Here is an 18,693-nt window from a genome sequence, read left to right on the forward strand (position 1 = left end):
ACACCGCAGACCGCCCCCGATCGGGCTCCGCAAAGACACTGTCCCGAAGTGTTAGCGCGAAATCGGGCGATTTCTGCACGCTGGCCCTTGCTTGCACCCCAGTGCAAGCGGCGGACCATCGCTTCGAACTCATCCCGATTGCGCTCCAACGCGGCTGCGTAGAGATCAGAAACACGTTCTTATTCGGCCGCCTGGCGCAGCGTGATCATCACCGGGCGGCTGACCACCTCGCGCAACGCCCACCAGCCGGCCAGCCAGGCCAGCAATGCGCCCGCCAGCGCGCCCACCAGGGGCACCCACCAGAGCACATTCCACTCGAAATCAAACACCCAGCGCGCCAGCGCCCAGCCCACGGCCAGGGCCACGCAGCTGGCCAGAAAGCCAGCCATCAGGCCCACGCCGGCCAGCTCGGCGCTCTGCACCTGCTGCAGCAGGCCCGATCTAGCGCCCACGGCGCGCATGATGGCGTACTCGCGCGCTCTTTCCTCACGCGTGCCGGTGACAGAGGCAAACAGCACGACCAGACCCGCCACCAGCGTGAAGCCGAACAGAAACTCCACTGCGCGTATGACCTGGTCCATCACCTGCTGCACCTGGGCCAGCGTGCTGCTCAGGTCGACATTGGTGATGTTCGGAAATTCATTGACCAGCGCATTGTCAAAACCCTTGATGTCGGGCGCACGATAGGCCGCCAGGTAGGTCACGGCCACATTCTCCAAATGTTTCACGGGGTAGATCACAAAGAAGTTGGCGCGCATGGAACTCCAGTCCACCTTGCGCAGGCTGGTGATGCGGGCTTCGCTCTCCTCTCCGCCGATATCGAAGCGCAGCGTGTCGCCCAGCTTCAGATCCAGGGTCTTGGCAATGCCTTCTTCCATGCTGATCGCACCCTGCTCGCCCGCCTGCCAGCGGCCGCCCACGATCTGGTTGTGATCCGGCATGGTTTCAGCCGTGGAGATATTGAACTCCCGGTCCACCAGACGCTTGGCGCGATCCTCCTCATAGTCCTCGGGGCTGACAGCCTTGCCGTTGACGGCAATCAGCCGGCCGCGAATCATGGGATACCAGTCATAGCTGTGCACGCCGGCCTTTTTCAGCGCGGCCTGAAAGTCCTGCGCCTGATCGGGCTGGACATTGATGACAAAGCGGTCGGGAGCATTGGCCGGCGTGGCCTTGCGCCAGCTGGCAATCAGATCGGTGCGCAGCAGCACCAGCAGCACCAGGGCCAGCAGCCCCACGGCCAGCGAGCTGACCTGTACCACGGCATACACGGGTTTGGCCGATACCTGGCGCGTGGCCATGACCAGCCAGCGCGGCGCCGTGCTCTCATTGACCACCTGCCGCAGCAGCTTGACGGCCAGCCAGGCCAGGCCCGCGAACAACAGCACGGCCACGGCAAAGCCGCCCACGGCAATCAGGCCCAGCTTGATGTCGCGGCTGGCGACCATCAGCAAGGCCGCAAAACCCGTAACGCCCACACCCAGCACCAGCCACGATGCGGGCTTGAGCGCCCCCAGATCGCGCCGCATCACGCGCAGCGGCGGCACCTGCGCCAGCTGCAGCACGGGCGGCAGGCCAAAAGCCAGCAACAGGGTCAGCCCCATGCCCATGCCGAACAATGCGGGCCACAGGCTCGCCGCAGGCAGAGCGGACTCGACCAGTCCGGCCAGCAGCCAGACAAACACATGGTGCACGGCCCAGCCCAGCAGCACGCCGGCCGCGCTGGCGGCCAGAGCAATGCTCACGAATTCCACCACATAGGCCAGGGCAATCCGGCGCTGACTCTGGCCGAGCACGCGCAGCATGGCAGACGCATCGAGATGGCTGTTGGCAAAAGCACGCGCAGCCAGTGCCACGGCCACGGCCGACAGCAGCGCCGAGAGCAGTGCCACCAGACTCAGGAACTTCTCGGCCCTGTCCAGGGTCTGGCGCATCTCGGGGCGGCCGCTCTCCAGCGATTCCACACGCACGCCATGCAGGCTCTTGGCCAGTTCCTGCGCCCAACCCAGATAGTCCTGCGCGGCCCGCTGCGCGCCGCGCCCGGCGTCTGTCTGCGCCGCCACGGCCAGCCGATAGGTGATGCGGCTGGCGGGCTGAACCAGGCGCGTCGCGGGCAGGTCGGCGCTGTTGATCATCACGCGCGGGGCAAAGCTCATGAAGCCCGCGCCACGGTCGGGCTCGATGGCAATGATGTGCGAGACATGAAAGCTCGCATCGCCCAGCAACAGCCGGTCGCCAAGCTTCAGGCCCAGCGCCTCCAGCAGCGGCGCGTCGACCCAGGCATGGCCGCGTTCAGGAATCGCCCGCACTTCCAGATCCGGCTGGCCCGCTCCCTGATTCAGATGCAGGACGCCGCGCAAAGGATAGCCGGGCTCCACGCTCTTGAGCGCCACCAGACGGCTGGCACCACCCTGCTCCTGAGCGGCCCGCGCCATGGTCGGAAAGCTGGCCGTGGCCACGGTCTGCAGCCCCTGCTGCTGTGCCTGCTGCACAAAAACCGCGGGAGCGGGGTTGTCGCTGACCACCACCACATCGCCACCCAGCAACTGGCGGGCGTCACGCTGCAGGCCGGCCTGCAGGCGGTCGGCAAAAAAGCCCACCGAGCTCAGTGCCGCCACGGCCAGCAGCACGGCCACGATGATCAGGCGCAGCTCGCCAGCGCGCAGATCGCGCCAGAGATTGCGCAGCCCCAGAATCCAGACAGATGATGCTTGCATGGTCTGCACGATAGCGCAGCGGCCTGCCGCCATGCCCAAACTGCATGGCAATGCCCTGCTTGAGCGGGACGATAATCGATGCCTTCAGACGGAGACCAGAACGTGGAAGTGATCTTGGTGGTGGCCCTGGGGGCTGCGGTGGCGGGCTTTGTGCAGGGGCTGTCGGGCTTTGCCTTCGGCATGGTGGCCATGTCGTTCTGGGCCTGGGTGCTGGAGCCGCAGCTGGCCGCCGTGCTCTCGGTGTTCGGCTCGCTGACGGGCCAGATCATTGCGGCCTTCACCGTGCGGCGCGAATTTCACTGGAAATCGCTGCTGCCGTTCATCGCCGGCGGTCTGGCCGGCATTCCCATGGGCGTGGCCTTGATGCCGCATCTCAATATGGACTGGTTCAAGTTCGGCCTGGGCTGTCTGCTGGTGCTGTGGTGCCCCGCCATGCTGCTCAGTGCCCACCTGCCCCGGCTGACGCTGGGCGGCGGTCTGATGGCCCGCTGCAGCGATGCGGTTGCGGGCCTCGTCGGTGGCGCCATGGGCGGACTGGGCGGCTTCAGCGGCACCGTGCCCACGCTGTGGTGCACGCTGCGCGGCTTTGAGCGCCATGTGCAGCGCACGGTGATCCAGAACTTCAACCTCTCGGTGCTGGCCGTCACCATGGCCAGCTATCTGGCCACCGGCATGGTCAAGCCCGCCATGTGGCAGTCGTTTGCCGTGGTGCTGCCCGCCGTGCTGGTGCCCGTGATCTTCGGCACCCGTGTCTACAAGGGCGTGAGCGATGCCCGCTTTCGCCAGATCGTGCTGAGCTTGCTGACCTGCTCGGGCATCGCCATGCTGGCGGCGTCCGTGCCGCGGCTGTTCCTGGCACCGTAACGTAGAACTGCCTACGGCAAGGCTGATCGCAAGCCACTACCATCGGCGGCATGAATGCCGCGCCTACCGCCCCCACACCTGAACTGACCGCCTTTGCCCATGCCATCCCCAAGATGGAGTTGCACTGCCACCTGCTGGGCACGGTCCGAAAAAACACCTTCATCGAACTGGTGCAGCGCGCCAAAGCGCCGCTGACTCCCGAAGAGATCGAGGCCTTCTACACGCGCGGCGAGAAGCCCGTGGGCGTGCTGCGCGTGCTGCGCGCACTCGACGAGTGGCTGCTGCAGACGCCGGCCGATCTGGAGCGCATTACCTATGAATATCTGCAGGATGCCGCCGCCCACCATGTGCGCTATGCCGAATTCTTCTGGAACCCCACGGGCACGGTCCAATGCTCGGGCATGAGCTATGCCGTCGCCCAGCAAGCCATTCTCGCCGGCGCCGCAGCCGCGCAAAAGGATTGCGGCATACGTGGCCGCCTGGTGCCATCCATCGACCGCGAAGCCCCGGCCGAGGCTGCCGTGCAGATGGTGCAATGGATGCTGGACAACCGCCATGACGATGTGCCCGGCATCGGCATCGACTACCGTGAAAACGAGCGCCCGCCCGAGCTGTTTGTCGAAGCCTATGCGCTGGCGCGTCGCAACGGCCTCAAGACCACGGCCCATGCCAGCGAGTTCGGCCTGCCCTGGAACAATCTGCAAACAGCCATTGAGACTCTCAAGGTGGACCGCGTCGACCACGGCTACACGGTCATCGACAACCCCGAACTGGCCAAGCGCTGCGCCGACCTGGGCATTGTGTTCACCGTGGTGCCGACCAATTCCTACTATCTGCGCACGCTGGCACCCGAGCGCTGGGCGCTGGACCACCCGATACGCCAGATGCCCGGCCTGGGCCTTCGCGTGCACCCCAACACCGACGACCCCACGCTGCACCATGTGAACCCCACGGGAGCCTGGACCAAGATGGTCAGCGACTTCGGCTTTTCGATGGCCGACCTCAGGGACTTCATGCTCAACGGCATCGATGCGGCCTGGATAGACGAGAGCGAAAAGCGCAGCCTGCGCCAGCAGTGGGGTGCCGAGTTCGATGCATTGAGCCGCACACACCAATTCTGATCAAATATCGCCGTATAGCTTTTCCAGCAAGCGCTTTAAGCTATAGAAATTGATTAAGACAGGCATTACGCCCGCCTCCTCTCCTACCGACCATCTGCCCTATGCCATCAGACAAGCCCGCCAGCCTTGAAGAGATTCAGGCATCCATTGCCAAACTCAGGGTCACCGAGCAGCAGCTCGAGGCCACTGCGCAGAAGTACGAAAGCAAGATGCAAAGTTCGAGGAAATGGAACTATCTTGCAGTGGCCATGGCCGTGGTGGTCTGCGCCGTGGCCTGGCTCAACCAGGCCTCGCCCTGGCTGCGCTGGGGCGTTCTGCCCGTGGTGCTCTTCATGGTGCTGTTCTTCGAAGGCATGCGCCGCCTTCTGGGCGTGACCATGCAAAGCAGCATGCGCCAGCTCAAGACCCAGATCCGCACACTGGAAACCAGGATGGCCGAGGCACAGGCCACCGGCCAGGATCAGCCATGAGCGCCGCCAAACCCGTCCGCGTCCTGATGGTCTGCACCGGCAATATCTGCCGCAGCCCCACGGCCCATGGCGTGCTGGAAAAAATGGTGGCGGATGCGGGTCTGCAGCATCGGGTGCAGGTGGACTCCGCCGGCACGCACGGCTATCACGTGGGCGAGGCGCCCGATGCCCGCAGCCAGCAACATGCACGCCGCCGGGGCTATGACCTCAGCCGACAGCGTGCGCGGCAGCTGACGAAGCAGGATTTCGACGCTTTCGATCTGGTACTGGTGATGGACAGCGCCAATGAATCCGCCGCCCGCCGCCTGGCCAGCCCTGCACAGCAGCAGCGCCTGCATCGTCTGACCGATTACTGCCAGCACTTCGGGGACCAGGAGGTGCCCGACCCCTACTACGGTGGCGAGCGCGGCTTCGAGCATGTGCTCGATCTGGTGGAAGATGCCTGCCGAAATCTGCTGCAAAACATCGTCCAGAATCGCCAGACCTGAATGGAGCTCTCCATGGATTTGCCGAAATTTCGTCTCAGCCCCAATGCCTATGCGCTGGATCTGTTTGTGACCGAAAGCGGTATCTGCTCCTGCTGCGGCCAAGCGCGTGAGCTCAAGTACAACAGCTCGTTTTACAGCCGCGAAGAGCCGGACTATCTCTGCCCCTGGTGCATTGCCGACGGCAGCGCAGCCCAGCGCTACGAGGGTGAATTCAACGACTACCTGGGCATTGAAGGCGTGAGCGCCGATCCCGACGAACCTGACAGCATCGTCATGGATCACGTGCTGCTGCTGGAAGTCTGCGAACGCACGCCCAGCTATCACAGCTGGCAGCAGGAGCAATGGCTGGTGCATTGCGATCAGCCCTGCGCCTTTCTCGGCTACACCGATTACGCCGAAATCCAGACTCTGCAGGCCGAGCTGCAAGGCGATATCGCCGGCATGCCCGAGCGTTATCTGCAGGCCATCAGCAAGACCGGCGATCCCGTGGGTGGCTATCTGTTTCGCTGTATGGAGTGCGGCACGCACCGGCTGCATACCGATTGCACCTGAGGCATGAATACGGACATCATGCGGGTGGAGTGCAGCCACCATATCGACGCCAGTGAGCCAGATGCCGAGGGCTTTTACGAGTACTACTACGAATACGACATCTACCGCTTCAGGCTGGGCAATCTGAGCCTGGTGGTGCGCAGCTACAGCGACACCAGCGCGCAGGCCAACGTGCTGCGACTGGAAGAAGCTGGAAAGTCACGCCCGCTGCAGCCCAAGGATCTGAAAAACCCTCTTGTCCAGCAGGCGCGGGAGCATCTGCAAAGCCTGGGCAAGCAGGAACTGCGCTGGTTCAACACCAGGAACGCACGTTACGACCCGCTTTGAGCAAGCCGCTGAAGCGCTCAGGCTACGACGCACCCACCGCCAGTTCATGACGGCCGCAGAAGCCCTGCACCGTAGCGCCCGGAAAATATCAGGCCATGAAGACGCACGTTCGCCATTTCGTGAGCTCATGGCATGTCGGAAAAAGATGCTCCACACATCTACATAGAAGTCGGTGTAGTCACCCACCACGCAAGGCTGGCCCAGCACCACGGCAGACCGTGGCAGCAGTGCCGACGCCCATGCCGGCTACCGGGTACCGGGTACTGCCCGCGCGCAAGCCTTCGGAGGTAGGCATGTGATGGAGCGGTCGATCTTCGTGGTGCTCACTCCTTGGCGGTTTCGAGCACGCCGCGGTTGATCTGGTCGCGTTCCATGGACTCGAACAGCGCCTTGAAATTGCCCTCGCCGAAGCCTTCGCGGTAGTTGCCCTTGCGCTCGATGAACTCGAAGAACACGGGGCCCAACAGCGGCTCGGAGAAGATCTGCAACAGCAGGCGTGGCTGGCCGCCTTCGGTGGTGCCATCCAGCAAGATGCCACGCGACTGCAGCTCGCCCACGGGCTGGCCGTGGCCGGGTAGGCGCTTGGCGAGGTTCTCGTAATAGATGTCGTTGGGCGCAGTCAGCAGCGGAATGCCGGCCATCTGCAGGCTGTCGATGGCCGTGGGCAGGTCTTCGCACAACAGCGCGATGTGCTGTATGCCCTCGCCGTTGAACTTCATCAGGAATTCCTCGATCTGGCCACCGCCCTGCTTGGCTTCTTCGTTCAGAGGAATGCGGATCAGGCCGTCAGGCGCAGTCATGGCCTTGGAGGTCAGGCCCGTGTACTCGCCCTGGATGTCAAAGTAGCGGATCTCCTGGAAGTTGAACAGCTTGTTGTAGAAGTCGGCCCAGTAGGCCATGCGGCCGCGATAGACGTTATGTGTGAGGTGATCGACGACCTGGAAACCGTGGCCCTTGGGATTGCGGTCCACACCGGGCAGAAACTCGAAGTCGATGTCGTAGATGGACTTGCCGTCTTCGTAGCGGTCGATCAGGTACAGCGGCGCACCACCGATGCCCTTGATGGCTGGCAGGCGCAGTTCCATGGGGCCGGTGGGAATGTCCACGGGCTGGGCGCCCAGTTCCAGCGCGCGCTTGTAGGCCTTGTGCGCATCCTTGACGCGGAAGGCCAGGCCGCAGGCACTGGGACCGTGCTCGGCCGTGAAATAGGCTGCCTGACTCTTGGGCTCGCGGTTGATGATGAAATTGATGCCGCCCTGGCGATACAGCACCACGTCCTTGGAGCGATGCTTGGCCACCAGCGTGAAGCCCAGCTTCTCGAACAGCGGCTCCAGCACGCCGTCTGCAGGCGAGGCGAACTCGACGAACTCAAAGCCGCACAGGCCCATGGGGTTTTCGAACAAATCGGTCATGAGGTGGTTTCCTGAAAAAATGAAATTGATGATGGCGCGATCAGTCGGTTTTATCCAGTGCCTGGACTTCGATCTCAACGCCAACGCCAAAAACCAGCTGGGCCTGCACCAGGCTGCGCACCGGGTAACGGCCTTCCTTGAAATAGCTGGCATAGACCTTGTTGAAAGCATCGAAATGAGCCAGGTCGCTGAGCCAGATATTGGCCTTCACCACGTCGTCCAGAGAGCTGCCCACTGCCTCCAGCCGCGCCGCGATGGCCTTGAGCACGGCATGCGTCTGCTCTTCGATGGGGCCGGTGAGCGGGCGCTTGTCCTCGCCGAAGGGGATCTGCCCCGACAGCATCAGAAGGCCGCCTGCGCGGACTGCGGAAGAGAAGGGCATGCCGCCGGGCGCGGGATAAAAGGTTGCAGTGGAGTTCATCGCAGTGCTCTCAAGGTTCAGGTGGTTACAACAGGCTGACGCAAAGTCTGCGCAAGCCCACATTCACACGACTTACGAAAATCAGGTTCGGACAAGAGCTTTTTCCTCAAAAAAACAGTCCTGGCGCCTCCTTGTTTGCGTAAGTCCTCTTTCAATCAAACCGCAGTCTGCACCAGCCGAGCGGGCTGGCGAAAAACCATGCGGTACATGGCATAGACCGCCAGTACCCACACCGGAATGGCATAGGCAGAGGCACGTACTCCGGGAGTGAGCAGCATCACGACCACCACCAGCACCATGGCCGCCAGACAGATGTAGTTGGTCAGCGGGAACAGCGGTGCCTTGAAGCTGCGCGGCGTGTTCTTGGCATCATGTAGCTTGCGGTAGTTCAGGTGCGAAATGATGATGATGGTCCAGATGATCACCAGCGCAGCCGTGATCAACGAGATCAGCAGCTCGATCACGCCGGCAGGCGCCACATAGTTCAGCACCACGCAGAAGGCAGTGACGATGCCGGGGTAGACGATGGCCTTCACGGGCACGCCGCGCTTGTTGACTTCGGCCAGCGACTTGGGGGCGTTGCCTTCCTGGGCCATGCCGTACAGCAGACGGCTGGAGCTGTAGACCATGCTGTTGTAGACCGACAACGTGGCCGTGAGGATCACGAAATTCAGCATATGCGCGGCCAGGTGTTCGCCCATTCCCGAGAACACCAGCACAAAGGGGCTGCTGCTGTAGGTACCGCCACCGGCCTTGAGCTGAGCCACTAGATCGGTCCAGGGCGTCAGCGACAGCAGCACGGCCATCGAGCCCACATAGAACAGCAGCACACGCACCATGAGCTGATTGATCGCCTTTGGGATGACCTTGCGCGGCTCTTCGGTTTCTGCGGCGGCAAAGCCCAGCATTTCCACGCCACCGAAAGCGAACATGATGAAGGCAAAGGCCATGAACAGACCCTTGAAGCCGTTCGGCAGGAAGCCACCATGCGTCCACAGGTTGCTGATCGTCTGCGTGGGGTTGTGCGTGGTGGACAGCAGGTAGATGCCCGTGGCGATCATCGCCACCACGGCCACGATCTTGATCAGCGCGAACCAGAACTCAAACTCGCCATAGGCCTTGACGTTGATGAAGTTCACGCCGTTGATAAGCACAAAGCAAACGGCGGCCGTCACCCAGACCGGGATATCGGGCCACCAGAACTGGATGAACTTGCCCACGGCGGTCAGCTCCAGCATGCCCACCAGCACATAGAGGGCCACGCAGTTCCAGCCCGACAGGAAACCGGCAAAGCGCCCCACGTATCGGTTGGCGAAATAGCTGAACGAACCGGCAGAGGGCTCCTCGACCAGCATCTCGCCCAAGAAACGCATGATGAAGAAGATCAGCAGGCCGCCGATGGTATAGCCCAGCAACACGCCAGGGCCGGCCAGCTCGATGATGCCGGCCGAGCCCAGAAACAGCCCGGTGCCTATGGTGCCGCCCAGCGCAATCAGCTGGATATGGCGGTTCTTGAGCTTGCGCTCCAGGTGCCCGTTGGGAGAAGGGGTATGCATGGTTTGTCTCCTGTTATCTATATCTACCTATGCGAATCCGAAAAGCGCTTACTGCTCGGCCCGGCCACGCCACATATCCCATGCCAGCGTGAGTCCCACGCCGACATCGCGCAGCGGGCGCGGCGGGATGTAGTTGGCAGTGCCCTCGACGAGGAAGTCGTCGATCAGCGGGTTCTTGCGGCCCAGCGCCAGGTCGGCGATCAGCATGCCGGCAGCGGTGTGGCGCACGATGCCCGAGCCGTTGCAGCAGGACGCTGCCCAGGCGTTGTCGCCAATCCGGCCAAAGGCGGGCGCATGGTTGTGCGAGACCGCCAGCCAGCCCATCCAGAAATGCTCGAGCTCGATGGCCCCGAGTTGTGGAAAGCGGCGGCGCAACAGCGCCTGGTTCATGGCTCTGGCCTTAGCGCGGCGCCCGTCAGTGGTGCGCAGGCTGGGTGAATACTCGAACCCCTGGCGGATCATCAGCCGCCGGTCGTGCGTCAGGCGTACCGTGGAACCCGCCACACCATGCGCGGGCGTCACCCCCCAGGCGGCATCCGTTCCCAGCTGGGCGATCTGGGCATCGCTGAGCGGGTGAGTGAGGCTGGCGAACAGCAGAATCGGTACCTGGCGCTCCTGGTAGACGCCGAATGACTGCGAGAACGCATTGACGGCCAAAATGGCCTTGCGCGCACGGATGCTGCCCTGGGCCGTACGGACAAAGGGAGCCGCACCTTCGAGCTTCGCCTCGATGACCGGCGAGTTCTCGAACAGTTGCACCTGGGACGGCAGGCTGTCGGCCAGACCACGCACCAGCGCCGCGGGATTCATGAGGCGGGTGCCCGGCGTGTAGACCGCTGCCGCGTAGTAATCGGAGCCTATGCGCTGGCGCAGCGCATCACGGTCCAGGTATTCATGGGGCTCCTGCCAGGCATCCAGATTGCGTGCATAGGGCTTGAGCGACTTCTGCGCCACCTCCTCCGTCACTGCCACGTGGTAGCGGCCGCGCTTTTGCCAGCCACAGGAGATGCTGTGCTCAGTCACTGCCCGCTCCAGGGCATCCACGGCAAAGCGGTTGACGCGGATCACGCGGCGGCCCGCCTCCACGGCGGCGTCCGATGGCGCCGAGCTGTGCGGCAGATCAATCGCGAAGCCCGAGTTGCGGCCCGAGGCGTTCTCCCCCACCACGCCCGCATCCACCACAGCGATGGAAGCATCAGGTTGCTGTTGTGCCAGCTGGCGTGCTGCCGCTAGCCCCGCATAGCCGGCGCCCACGATGACCCAGTCCACCGCCACATCGCCCTGCAGCTGCGCCTTCGGCTGGCGAGTTCCCAGCAGCGCGCTCCATCCATTGGTGCGGTCGTCGGCGGGAAGGCGGTAAACAGAGCGTGACATGGCGGTTTCCAATAAGAGCCCTCGGAAGCTGACTCGCTCTCCAAGGTCGCTGATGAACAACAATGGAGGCGGAGTCTAAAACATAAAACATTAAACGTTTAATCTTTATTTATCATGGATTACCCGAAGGTGGAATTACCCAGGCAGGCCCATCCAGCCATCAGTGCCGGAGCGTGTAGCATCTGGTGTGGTGCGTCATCGACGCCTTATGAATCACACACGCAGCCCATGAATCAAACAGGAAGCAAAACCGCCCCCCGCCGTACCCAGGCAGAACGCAGTCAGACCACCCAGCGCAAGATCATCAAATCCGCCATACGGCTGCTACAGAAGGTTGGGTTTCAGCAGACCAATCTGCAGGAAATTGCGCGTGGCGCCAAAGTCACGCTGGGGGCGGTGCAGCACCAATTCGGCAGTCGCCAGGCGCTGATGGAGCAGGTGGTCGATGAAATCATGGCGCCGCTGGCGGCTGCGGGCGCAGGCTGGCCCGAGGATGCCGCGCAACTGCCGCTGGAGCCGCGCGCTCGCGAATTCGTGCGCAGGGCCTGGCAAAGCGTCTATGCCCAACCCAGCTATGTGGCGACCTGGAGCATGTTTTTCGGCTGCAAGAGCACACCGCTATTCGAGCGCATCAACGCGCACCGCTCCCAGCATGACCCCGCCTCCTTCGAGCACTTCGTGAAGGTTTTCCCGGAAATCGCCGAGCGCCATCCTCAGCCCAGCCACTTTGCATCTGTGGTGTTTGCTGCGCTGCGAGGCCTGGCCGTCATGCGCCTGTTCGAGATCGACGATGCAGCAGCCGAGCATCAGTTGGAGGTGATCTCCCAGATGATCGTGAACGCAGGCACGATCAACCAGGCTTGAGCCGCAGGCAGCAGCGACTTTCACCCCCTGAACAAGCCAGGCCCATATTAGAAATATCGGCTTGAAATGCTTTATTTACAAGCGCTTTATGCTATCAAATATGGGAGCCAACCTCAGCTTGACCGACGCCCCCAGTTCATCACGGCTGTACCCAGCACCGCCATGGCGCCGCCGAGCACCATGGAGCCTTCAATGCTCTCGCCCAGCAGCAGGGCCGAAAGCAGCACACCGATCACCGGCACCAGCGTGATATAGCCTGAGGCCGCACCTGCGCCCAGCGATTTGACGCCCGCGAAGTACCAGGCATAGGCCAGGGCCGTGGATCCATAGGCCATGAAGACCATGGCAGTCCAGGCAGTGCCGCTGGCCTGAAATGCCGAAACCAGCCCCTGCGGGCCTTCCAGCACCAGGCTGGTGGCCAGAAGCAGCAAGGCGCCGAAAATGGAAGTCACCGTGGTCGCAGCCAGCGCATCCACGCCTGCCAGCATGGCGCGGCCAATCAGTGTGTAGCAAACCCAGCAGGCCACGCAGCCCAGAATCAGCATCTCGCCCGCTCCCACCGTTCCGTTGAGCAATTGCATGGGATCGCCATGCGAGATGACCACCACGGCACCGCAGGCCGCCAGCAACATGCCCAGGGCAATGGTGGCGTTGATGCGCTCCTTGAAAAGCCACACCGCAAACGCCAGCGTGACCACCGGATTGAGCGTAATGAGCAACGCCGCCTTGCCCGCAGGCAGATGCTGCAGACCTGTGAGGAAAAAACTGGCGTAGCCAAACACCCCGGTCGCGCCTGCGGCAAACATGCCCAGCCAGGTTTTGACAGGCCAGTGCCTGAGAGCACCCAGCCCGCCCGAGAAATACAGCCAGGGCAGCAACAGGGTCGCAGCCAGCAAAAAGCGCAGCGCCGATGCCGCCAGCGGCGGCATATTGAGCGCCAGAATGCGGCCTGCCGGCCAGGAAGCGCCCCACATCAGGGCCATGCCCAGAAGACGCAGATGTGCGCTCATCAAAGAGCTCTTGACGGATTCGGAAGTCATGAAGATAGCCAACAAAAAAACCGCGGCCATTCGATCGCGGGCAGCGGCTCAGATCAGGGATCTGAAGACCCAATATACCCGCAACACATTCCGGATGGGTGCATGCCGCTACCGTCTGGCGCACTGCGCTATGCCTGCACAGGCCTCAGCAGCGCGGCATGCTTGTGCAACGCATCGCGCACCAGAGGCCGCAGCTGCGCAGCCTCGGAAGGCTCATTCAAAGCCGCCAGGATGCGAAGCCGCATCCGCGGCTCCCAGAACTTCTGAATATGCTGGGCCACACCATCCAGCGCCTCGTCATGCTCTGGCATGGCCTCAAAGAACTCGGCTATGCGATTGGCCATGCGGATCAGGTTGTTCACATCCATCACTGACTTCCCATCTCCAGCTGAGCTGCAGCCAGATGACCGAGCTGCTGGTCGTTGAAACGCCTGTAGCCCTGCTGCCAGCTTGAAGGCTGCGCCACGGGCAATACCTGCACGGCCGTCACCTTGTACTCTGGGCAGTTGGTGGCCCAGTCCGAACTGTCGGTGGTGATCACATTCGCGCCCGACTCGGGGAAATGGAAGGTGGTGTAGACCACGCCGGGCTGTATGCGCTCTGTCACCGTGGCGCGCAAAACCGTCTGGCCGGAGCGGCTTTCAATGCCCACCCAGTCGCCATCGCGGATGCCACGGTCCTGTGCGTCATGCGGATGAATCTCCAGCCTGTCCTCGCCATGCCACTGGCTGTTGGCCGTGCGCCGCGTCTGCGCGCCCACGTTGTACTGCGAGAGAATGCGCCCCGTGGTCAGCAGCAGCGGAAAGCGCTGCGTGACTTTTTCATCGGTGGCCACGTACTGGGTGATGATGAAGCGGCCCTTGCCACGCACGAATCTATCCTGGTGCATGATGGCCGTGCCCGCCTCTTCGGTGCCCTCGTTGCAGGGCCACTGCACGCTGCCCAGCCGCTCTATCTTCTCGTAGCTCACGCCCGCGAAAGTCGGAGTCAGGGCCGCGATCTCGGCCATGATCTCGCGCGGATGGGCGTAGTTCATGGGGTAGCCCAGCGCCTTGGACAGCAGTTGCGTCACTTCCCAGTCGGCATAGCCAGCCAGCGGCTGCATGAGCTGGGTCACGCGCGAGATGCGGCGCTCGGCATTGGTGAACGTGCCGTCCTTTTCCATGAAGGACGATCCGGGCAGGAACACGTGGGCGTACTTGGCGGTTTCGTTGAGGAAGATGTCCTGCACCACCACGCACTCCATGGCCGACAGCGCTGCCGTCACATGCTGGGTGTTGGGGTCGGACTGCACGATGTCCTCGCCCTCGCAGTACAGGCCCATGAAGCTGCCTTCCAGCGCGGCCTCGAACATATTGGGAATGCGCAAGCCCGGCTCGGGACTGAGCTTCACGCCCCAGGCGCCTTCAAACTCGGCTCTGGTGATGCTGTCCGAGATATGGCGATAGCCCGGCAGCTCGTGCGGAAAGCTGCCCATGTCGCAGGAGCCCTGGACATTGTTCTGCCCGCGCAAGGGATTGACGCCCACGCCTTCGCGACCCACATTGCCCGTGGCCATGGCCAGATTGGCAATGCCCATGACCATGGTCGAGCCCTGCGCATGTTCGGTCACGCCCAGGCCGTAGTAGATGGCCGAGTTGACCTGCCTGCCTGCGGGATGATCCATCGCCCCTCGCGCATACAGCCGCGCCGCGCCGCGCACCAGCTCGGGAGCCACGCCGGTGATGTCGGCCGTGGCCTCGGGCGAGTTCTCCGGCCTGGCGACGAACTCCTTCCATTGCGCAAAGGACTTGGCGTCGCAGCGCTCGTCAATATAGGCATCGGCCAGCCAGCCCTCGGTGACGATCACATGGGCCAGCGCCGTGATCATGGCCACATTGGTGCCGGGCTTCAGCTGCAGGTGGTAGTCGGCCTTGACATGGGGCGAGCTGACGAGTTCGATCTCGCGCGGGTCGATCACGATCAGGCCGGCGCCGGCACGCCGAGCGTCGCCACGCAGGCGCTTTTTCATGCGCGAGCCGAACACCGGGTGCGCGGCCGTGGGATTGGCGCCGATCACCATGATCACATCGGAGTGCTCGACCGACTTGAAGGTCTGCGTGCCGGCCGAGGTGCCATAGGTCTGGCCCAGACCATAGCCCGTGGGCGAGTGACAGACGCGCGCGCAGGTATCGACATTGTTGTTGCCGAAGGCCGCGCGGATCAGCTTTTGCACCAGATAGGTTTCCTCGTTGGTGCAGCGCGACGAGGTGATGCCGCCAATCGAGTCCCTGCCGTGCTTGGCCTGGATGCGGCGGAATTCGCTCGCCGCATGGGCTATCGCCTCCTCCCAGCTCACTTCGCGCCAGGGGTCGGTGATCTTTGCACGGATCATGGGTTGGGTGATGCGGTCCTTGTGCGTGGCATAGCCCCAGGCAAAACGCCCCTTGACGCAGGCATGGCCTTCGTTGGCCTTGCCGTCCTTCCAGGGCACCATGCGCACCACCTGCTCGCCCTTCATCTCGGCCTTGAAGCCGCAGCCCACGCCGCAGTACGCACAGGTGGTGATCTCACTGTGCTCGCTCTGGCCCAGCTCGACCACGGTCTTTTCCTGCAAAGTGGCCGTGGGGCAGGCCTGCACACAGGCGCCGCAGCTCACGCAGTCGCTGGCCATGAAGCCATCGCCCTGGCCTGCCGTGATGCGCGACTCGAAACCGCGTCCGCTGATCGTCAGAGCAAACGTGCCCTGCGTTTCCTCGCAGGCGCGCACGCAGCGATTGCAGACAATGCACTTGCTGGGGTCGTAGTTGAAATACGGGTTGGAGGTATCAACCTCGGCCCTGGCCTCGCCCTTGAAGTGGTTGGCTCCATCCATGCCATAGCGCACCTCGCGCAGGCCGACCACTCCGGCCATGTCCTGCAGCTCGCAGTCGCCGTTGGACGAGCAGGTCAGGCAATCGAGCGGGTGGTCGGAGATATAGAGTTCCATCACGCCCTTGCGCAGCTCCTGCAGCTGCGGGCTCTGGGTGCGCACGTTCATGCCTGCTTCGGCAGGCGTGGTGCAGGACGCGGGAAAGCCCTTGCGCCCCTCGATCTGCACCAGGCACAGCCGGCAGGAACCAAAGGGTTCCAACGAATCCGTGGCGCAGAGCTTGGGCACCTTGATGCCGCCATCGACGGCGGCGCGCATCAGCGATGTGCCCTTGGGCACGGTGACCTCGCGGCCGTCGATATGCAGTGTGACCAGTTCCTCGGACAGGCTGGCAGGCGTTCCGCAATCGGTGTTCTTCAGATGTTCCAGCATGGCTCTCTCCTCAGGCGGGGTTCACGGTCTGCACGGGCTCGATACCGAAATCGGCCGGATAGTGCTGCAGCGCAGAGCGCACCGGATAGGGGGTCATGCCGCCCATGGCGCACAGGCTGCCGTGCTGCATGGTGTCGCACAGGCTCTCGAGCAGCGCCACATTGGCCGCATGCTCGGCGCCGCCTTGACGCGTGATGCGGTCTATCACCTCCACTCCCCGCGTGGAGCCGATGCGGCAGGGCGTGCACTTGCCGCAGGACTCGATGGCGCAGAACTCCATGGCATAGCGCGCCAGCTGCGCCATATCGGCCCGATCGTCATGCACGACCAGACCGCCATGGCCGACCACATTGCCCTTGCCGGCATAGGCCTCATAGTCCAGCGGATCATCCCAGTCCTCGGGCGCCACATAGCTGCCCAGCGGGCCGCCCACCTGAATGGCCTTGACGGGGCGGCCGCTGGCCGTACCGCCGCCAAAGTCCTGCACCAGCTCGCGCAGCGTGAGGCCGAAGGCTTTTTCCACCAGTCCGCCTTGCGCAATATTGCCTGCCAGCTGGAACGGCAGTGTGCCGCGCGAGCGGCCCATGCCATAGCCCTGATAGAAGGCCGCGCCCCTGGCAAGGATGATGGGCACGGTCGCCAGCGTGATCACATTGTTGATGACCGTGGGCTTGCCGAACAGGCCTTCGATCGCGGGCAGCGGCGGCTTGGCGCGCACAATGCCGCGCTTGCCTTCGATGCTCTCCAGCATGGCGGTCTCTTCGCCGCAGACATAGCTGCCCGCGCCCTTGCGCACCTGCAGATAGAACGCCTTGCCGCTGCCGGCCACATTGCCGCCCAGCCAGCCCGCGGCACTGGCACGTGCAATCGCCTCGTTCAGCACCGCAATCGAGTGCGGATACTCGCTGCGCACATAGATGTAGCCCTGAGTCGCTCCCACGGCCAGACTTGCGATCGCCATGCCTTCGATCAGGCAGAACGGGTCGCCCTCCATCAGCAGACGGTCGGCGAACGTGCCCGAATCGCCTTCGTCGGCATTGCAGGCAATGTATTTCTGCGGCACTGTTCCCGCACTTTCTGCAGCCGCAACGGTCTTCCATTTGATCCCTGCGGGAAATGCCGCCCCGCCGCGACCGCGCAGGCCGGAGTCCAGCACCTGCTGGACGATGGCTTCGGGCGCCATGGCCGCAGCGGCCCTGAGGCCTTGCCAGCCGCCATGGGCCTCGTAGTCCCGCAGACTCAGCGGATCGACGATGCCCACGCGTGCAAAAGTCAGACGTTCCTGCCGTGCCAGATAAGGCATCTGCTCGGTCAGCCCATGGCATAGCGCATGGGGCCGTCCCTGCAGCATGCCGGCATCCAGCAGACCCGGCACATCAGCCGCCTGGACCGGGCCGTAGGCCACACGGCCCTGTGCAGTCTCGACCTCGACCAGGGTCTCCAGCCACAGCAAGCCGCGCGAGCCGTTGCGCACCAACTCCACCGTCAGGCCTCGCGCCGCGCACCCGCGCTGCAGCGCCTGGGCCACCGCATCCGCGCCCACGGCCAGGGCAGCGGCATCGCGCGGCACATAGATGCGCACCGCATCGACAGCTTCATTTTCGATAGCTGCCTGCGCTTTATCTGAATTGGTTTCAAGCTGATTTTGCTGTATTTCTTCCAGCAAGGCGTCGAGCCGGTCCGCAGTCATCCGTGCATGGACTTCGCTCTCGTCGACCATCACGGCCGGCGACTGGGCGCACAGCCCCAGGCAGTAAACAGGCTCCAGCGTCACGCTGCCATCGGCACTCGTGCCATGGGCCTGGCAACCCAGTGTCTCTTGCGCATGGGCGAACAGTGCATCGCCGCCACGCGACTTGCAGGCTTCGGCCCGGCAGATCTGGATCAGCGTCCTGCCATGCGGCTGCTCGCGCAAATGCGGGTAATAGCTGACAACACCATGGACCTCGGCACGCGAAAGATTCAGAGCCTCGGCAATGACTGGCACGGCAGCACGCGGGATGAAGCCCAGCCTGTCCTGCAGGGAATGCAGCAACGGCAGCAAACCACCGGGTTCCTGGCCAAAGCGGGCCAGACAGTGCGTCAGGGCGTCCTGCTGTTCGGGGCTGAGCAGCGGCGCAGACTCCTGCGGCTGCGCAATAGGGTGATAGGGCATGGGGCGACCTTGTTATGAGGGCGCACCAGCGCCCTTTGTCTCATGCCGT

At 63.4% G+C, this 18,693-nt stretch carries 16 protein-coding genes; 7 read left to right on the plus strand and 9 right to left on the minus strand.

Features of this window, described 5'->3' with window-relative positions:
* Positions 1-179 precede the first annotated feature (179 nt).
* A complete protein-coding gene (locus tag CTR2_RS22515) occupies positions 180-2,750 on the minus strand; it encodes an ABC transporter permease (protein WP_087080816.1) in 2,571 nt (856 codons plus the stop codon).
* A 45-nt stretch (positions 2,751-2,795) separates the two neighbouring features.
* On the opposite strand from CTR2_RS22515, the gene CTR2_RS22520 reads away from it, so the two are divergent.
* The 6 genes from CTR2_RS22520 (at position 2,796) to CTR2_RS22545 (ending at position 6,539) form a co-directional block, all read left to right on the plus strand.
* Complete coding sequence (locus CTR2_RS22520) at positions 2,796-3,581, plus strand: sulfite exporter TauE/SafE family protein (RefSeq protein WP_087080814.1); 786 nt, start codon at positions 2,796-2,798, stop codon at positions 3,579-3,581.
* A 50-nt stretch (positions 3,582-3,631) separates the two neighbouring features.
* Positions 3,632-4,702: an adenosine deaminase family protein gene (locus tag CTR2_RS22525; RefSeq protein WP_087080812.1), complete on the plus strand. Its 1,071-nt coding sequence runs from the start codon at positions 3,632-3,634 to the stop codon at positions 4,700-4,702.
* A gap of 101 nt (positions 4,703-4,803) precedes the next feature.
* Complete coding sequence (locus CTR2_RS22530) at positions 4,804-5,172, plus strand: hypothetical protein (protein ID WP_087080810.1); 369 nt, start codon at positions 4,804-4,806, stop codon at positions 5,170-5,172.
* Complete coding sequence (locus CTR2_RS22535; RefSeq protein ID WP_087080808.1) at positions 5,169-5,660, plus strand: low molecular weight protein-tyrosine-phosphatase; 492 nt, start codon at positions 5,169-5,171, stop codon at positions 5,658-5,660. Before CTR2_RS22530 ends, CTR2_RS22535 begins: the two co-directional genes overlap by 4 nt.
* Before the next feature lie 12 nt (positions 5,661-5,672).
* Positions 5,673-6,212, plus strand: coding sequence for a CbrC family protein (locus CTR2_RS22540; RefSeq protein ID WP_087084462.1), 540 nt, complete (start codon positions 5,673-5,675; stop codon positions 6,210-6,212).
* A 3-nt stretch (positions 6,213-6,215) separates the two neighbouring features.
* Positions 6,216-6,539 carry a hypothetical protein gene (locus tag CTR2_RS22545; protein ID WP_087080806.1) on the plus strand — a complete coding sequence of 108 codons (324 nt, stop codon included), beginning with the start codon at positions 6,216-6,218 and terminating at the stop codon, positions 6,537-6,539.
* A gap of 323 nt (positions 6,540-6,862) precedes the next feature.
* On the opposite strand, the gene hppD is transcribed toward CTR2_RS22545, so the two are convergent.
* The 4 genes from hppD to CTR2_RS22565 all read right to left on the minus strand — a co-directional run bounded on the left by hppD (position 6,863) and on the right by CTR2_RS22565 (position 11,302).
* Complete coding sequence (hppD, locus tag CTR2_RS22550) at positions 6,863-7,951, minus strand: 4-hydroxyphenylpyruvate dioxygenase (protein ID WP_087080804.1); 1,089 nt, start codon at positions 7,949-7,951, stop codon at positions 6,863-6,865.
* A 40-nt stretch (positions 7,952-7,991) separates the two neighbouring features.
* On the minus strand, positions 7,992-8,372 hold the full coding sequence (locus tag CTR2_RS22555) for a RidA family protein (RefSeq protein ID WP_087080802.1): 381 nt from the start codon (positions 8,370-8,372) through the stop codon (positions 7,992-7,994).
* Positions 8,373-8,527: 155 nt separating this feature from the next.
* The gene (locus tag CTR2_RS22560) at positions 8,528-9,928 is read right to left on the minus strand and encodes an amino acid permease (protein WP_087080800.1); all 1,401 of its coding nucleotides are present in this window, start codon (positions 9,926-9,928) and stop codon (positions 8,528-8,530) included.
* 48 nt (positions 9,929-9,976) lie between these two features.
* Positions 9,977-11,302, minus strand: a complete 1,326-nt coding sequence (locus CTR2_RS22565) for an NAD(P)/FAD-dependent oxidoreductase (protein WP_087080798.1) — start codon at positions 11,300-11,302, stop codon at positions 9,977-9,979.
* Positions 11,303-11,530: 228 nt separating this feature from the next.
* Here CTR2_RS22565 and CTR2_RS22570 point away from each other — a divergent pair, with 228 nt between their 5' ends.
* Entirely contained in the window at positions 11,531-12,166 is a 636-nt protein-coding gene (locus CTR2_RS22570; protein ID WP_034355669.1) for a TetR/AcrR family transcriptional regulator, read from the plus strand.
* 113 nt (positions 12,167-12,279) lie between these two features.
* Here the strand turns inward: CTR2_RS22570 and CTR2_RS22575 are convergent, their stop codons facing one another.
* From CTR2_RS22575 to CTR2_RS22590, 4 genes are all read right to left on the minus strand, one after another.
* Positions 12,280-13,206, minus strand: coding sequence for a DMT family transporter (locus tag CTR2_RS22575; RefSeq protein ID WP_254913223.1), 927 nt, complete (start codon positions 13,204-13,206; stop codon positions 12,280-12,282).
* 128 nt (positions 13,207-13,334) lie between these two features.
* Positions 13,335-13,574, minus strand: a complete 240-nt coding sequence (locus CTR2_RS22580; RefSeq protein ID WP_034377791.1) for a formate dehydrogenase subunit delta — start codon at positions 13,572-13,574, stop codon at positions 13,335-13,337.
* Positions 13,574-16,489: a formate dehydrogenase subunit alpha gene (fdhF, locus tag CTR2_RS22585; protein WP_087080796.1), complete on the minus strand. Its 2,916-nt coding sequence runs from the start codon at positions 16,487-16,489 to the stop codon at positions 13,574-13,576. The genes CTR2_RS22580 and fdhF overlap by 1 nt, the downstream gene beginning before the upstream one ends.
* 10 nt (positions 16,490-16,499) lie before the next feature.
* Positions 16,500-18,644 carry a formate dehydrogenase subunit gamma gene (locus CTR2_RS22590; protein WP_087080794.1) on the minus strand — a complete coding sequence of 715 codons (2,145 nt, stop codon included), beginning with the start codon at positions 18,642-18,644 and terminating at the stop codon, positions 16,500-16,502.
* Positions 18,645-18,693: the final 49 nt, after the last annotated feature.

The sequence above is a fragment of the Comamonas thiooxydans genome (genome assembly GCF_002157685.2).
GTDB classification, from domain to species: domain Bacteria; phylum Pseudomonadota; class Gammaproteobacteria; order Burkholderiales; family Burkholderiaceae_C; genus Comamonas; species Comamonas testosteroni_H.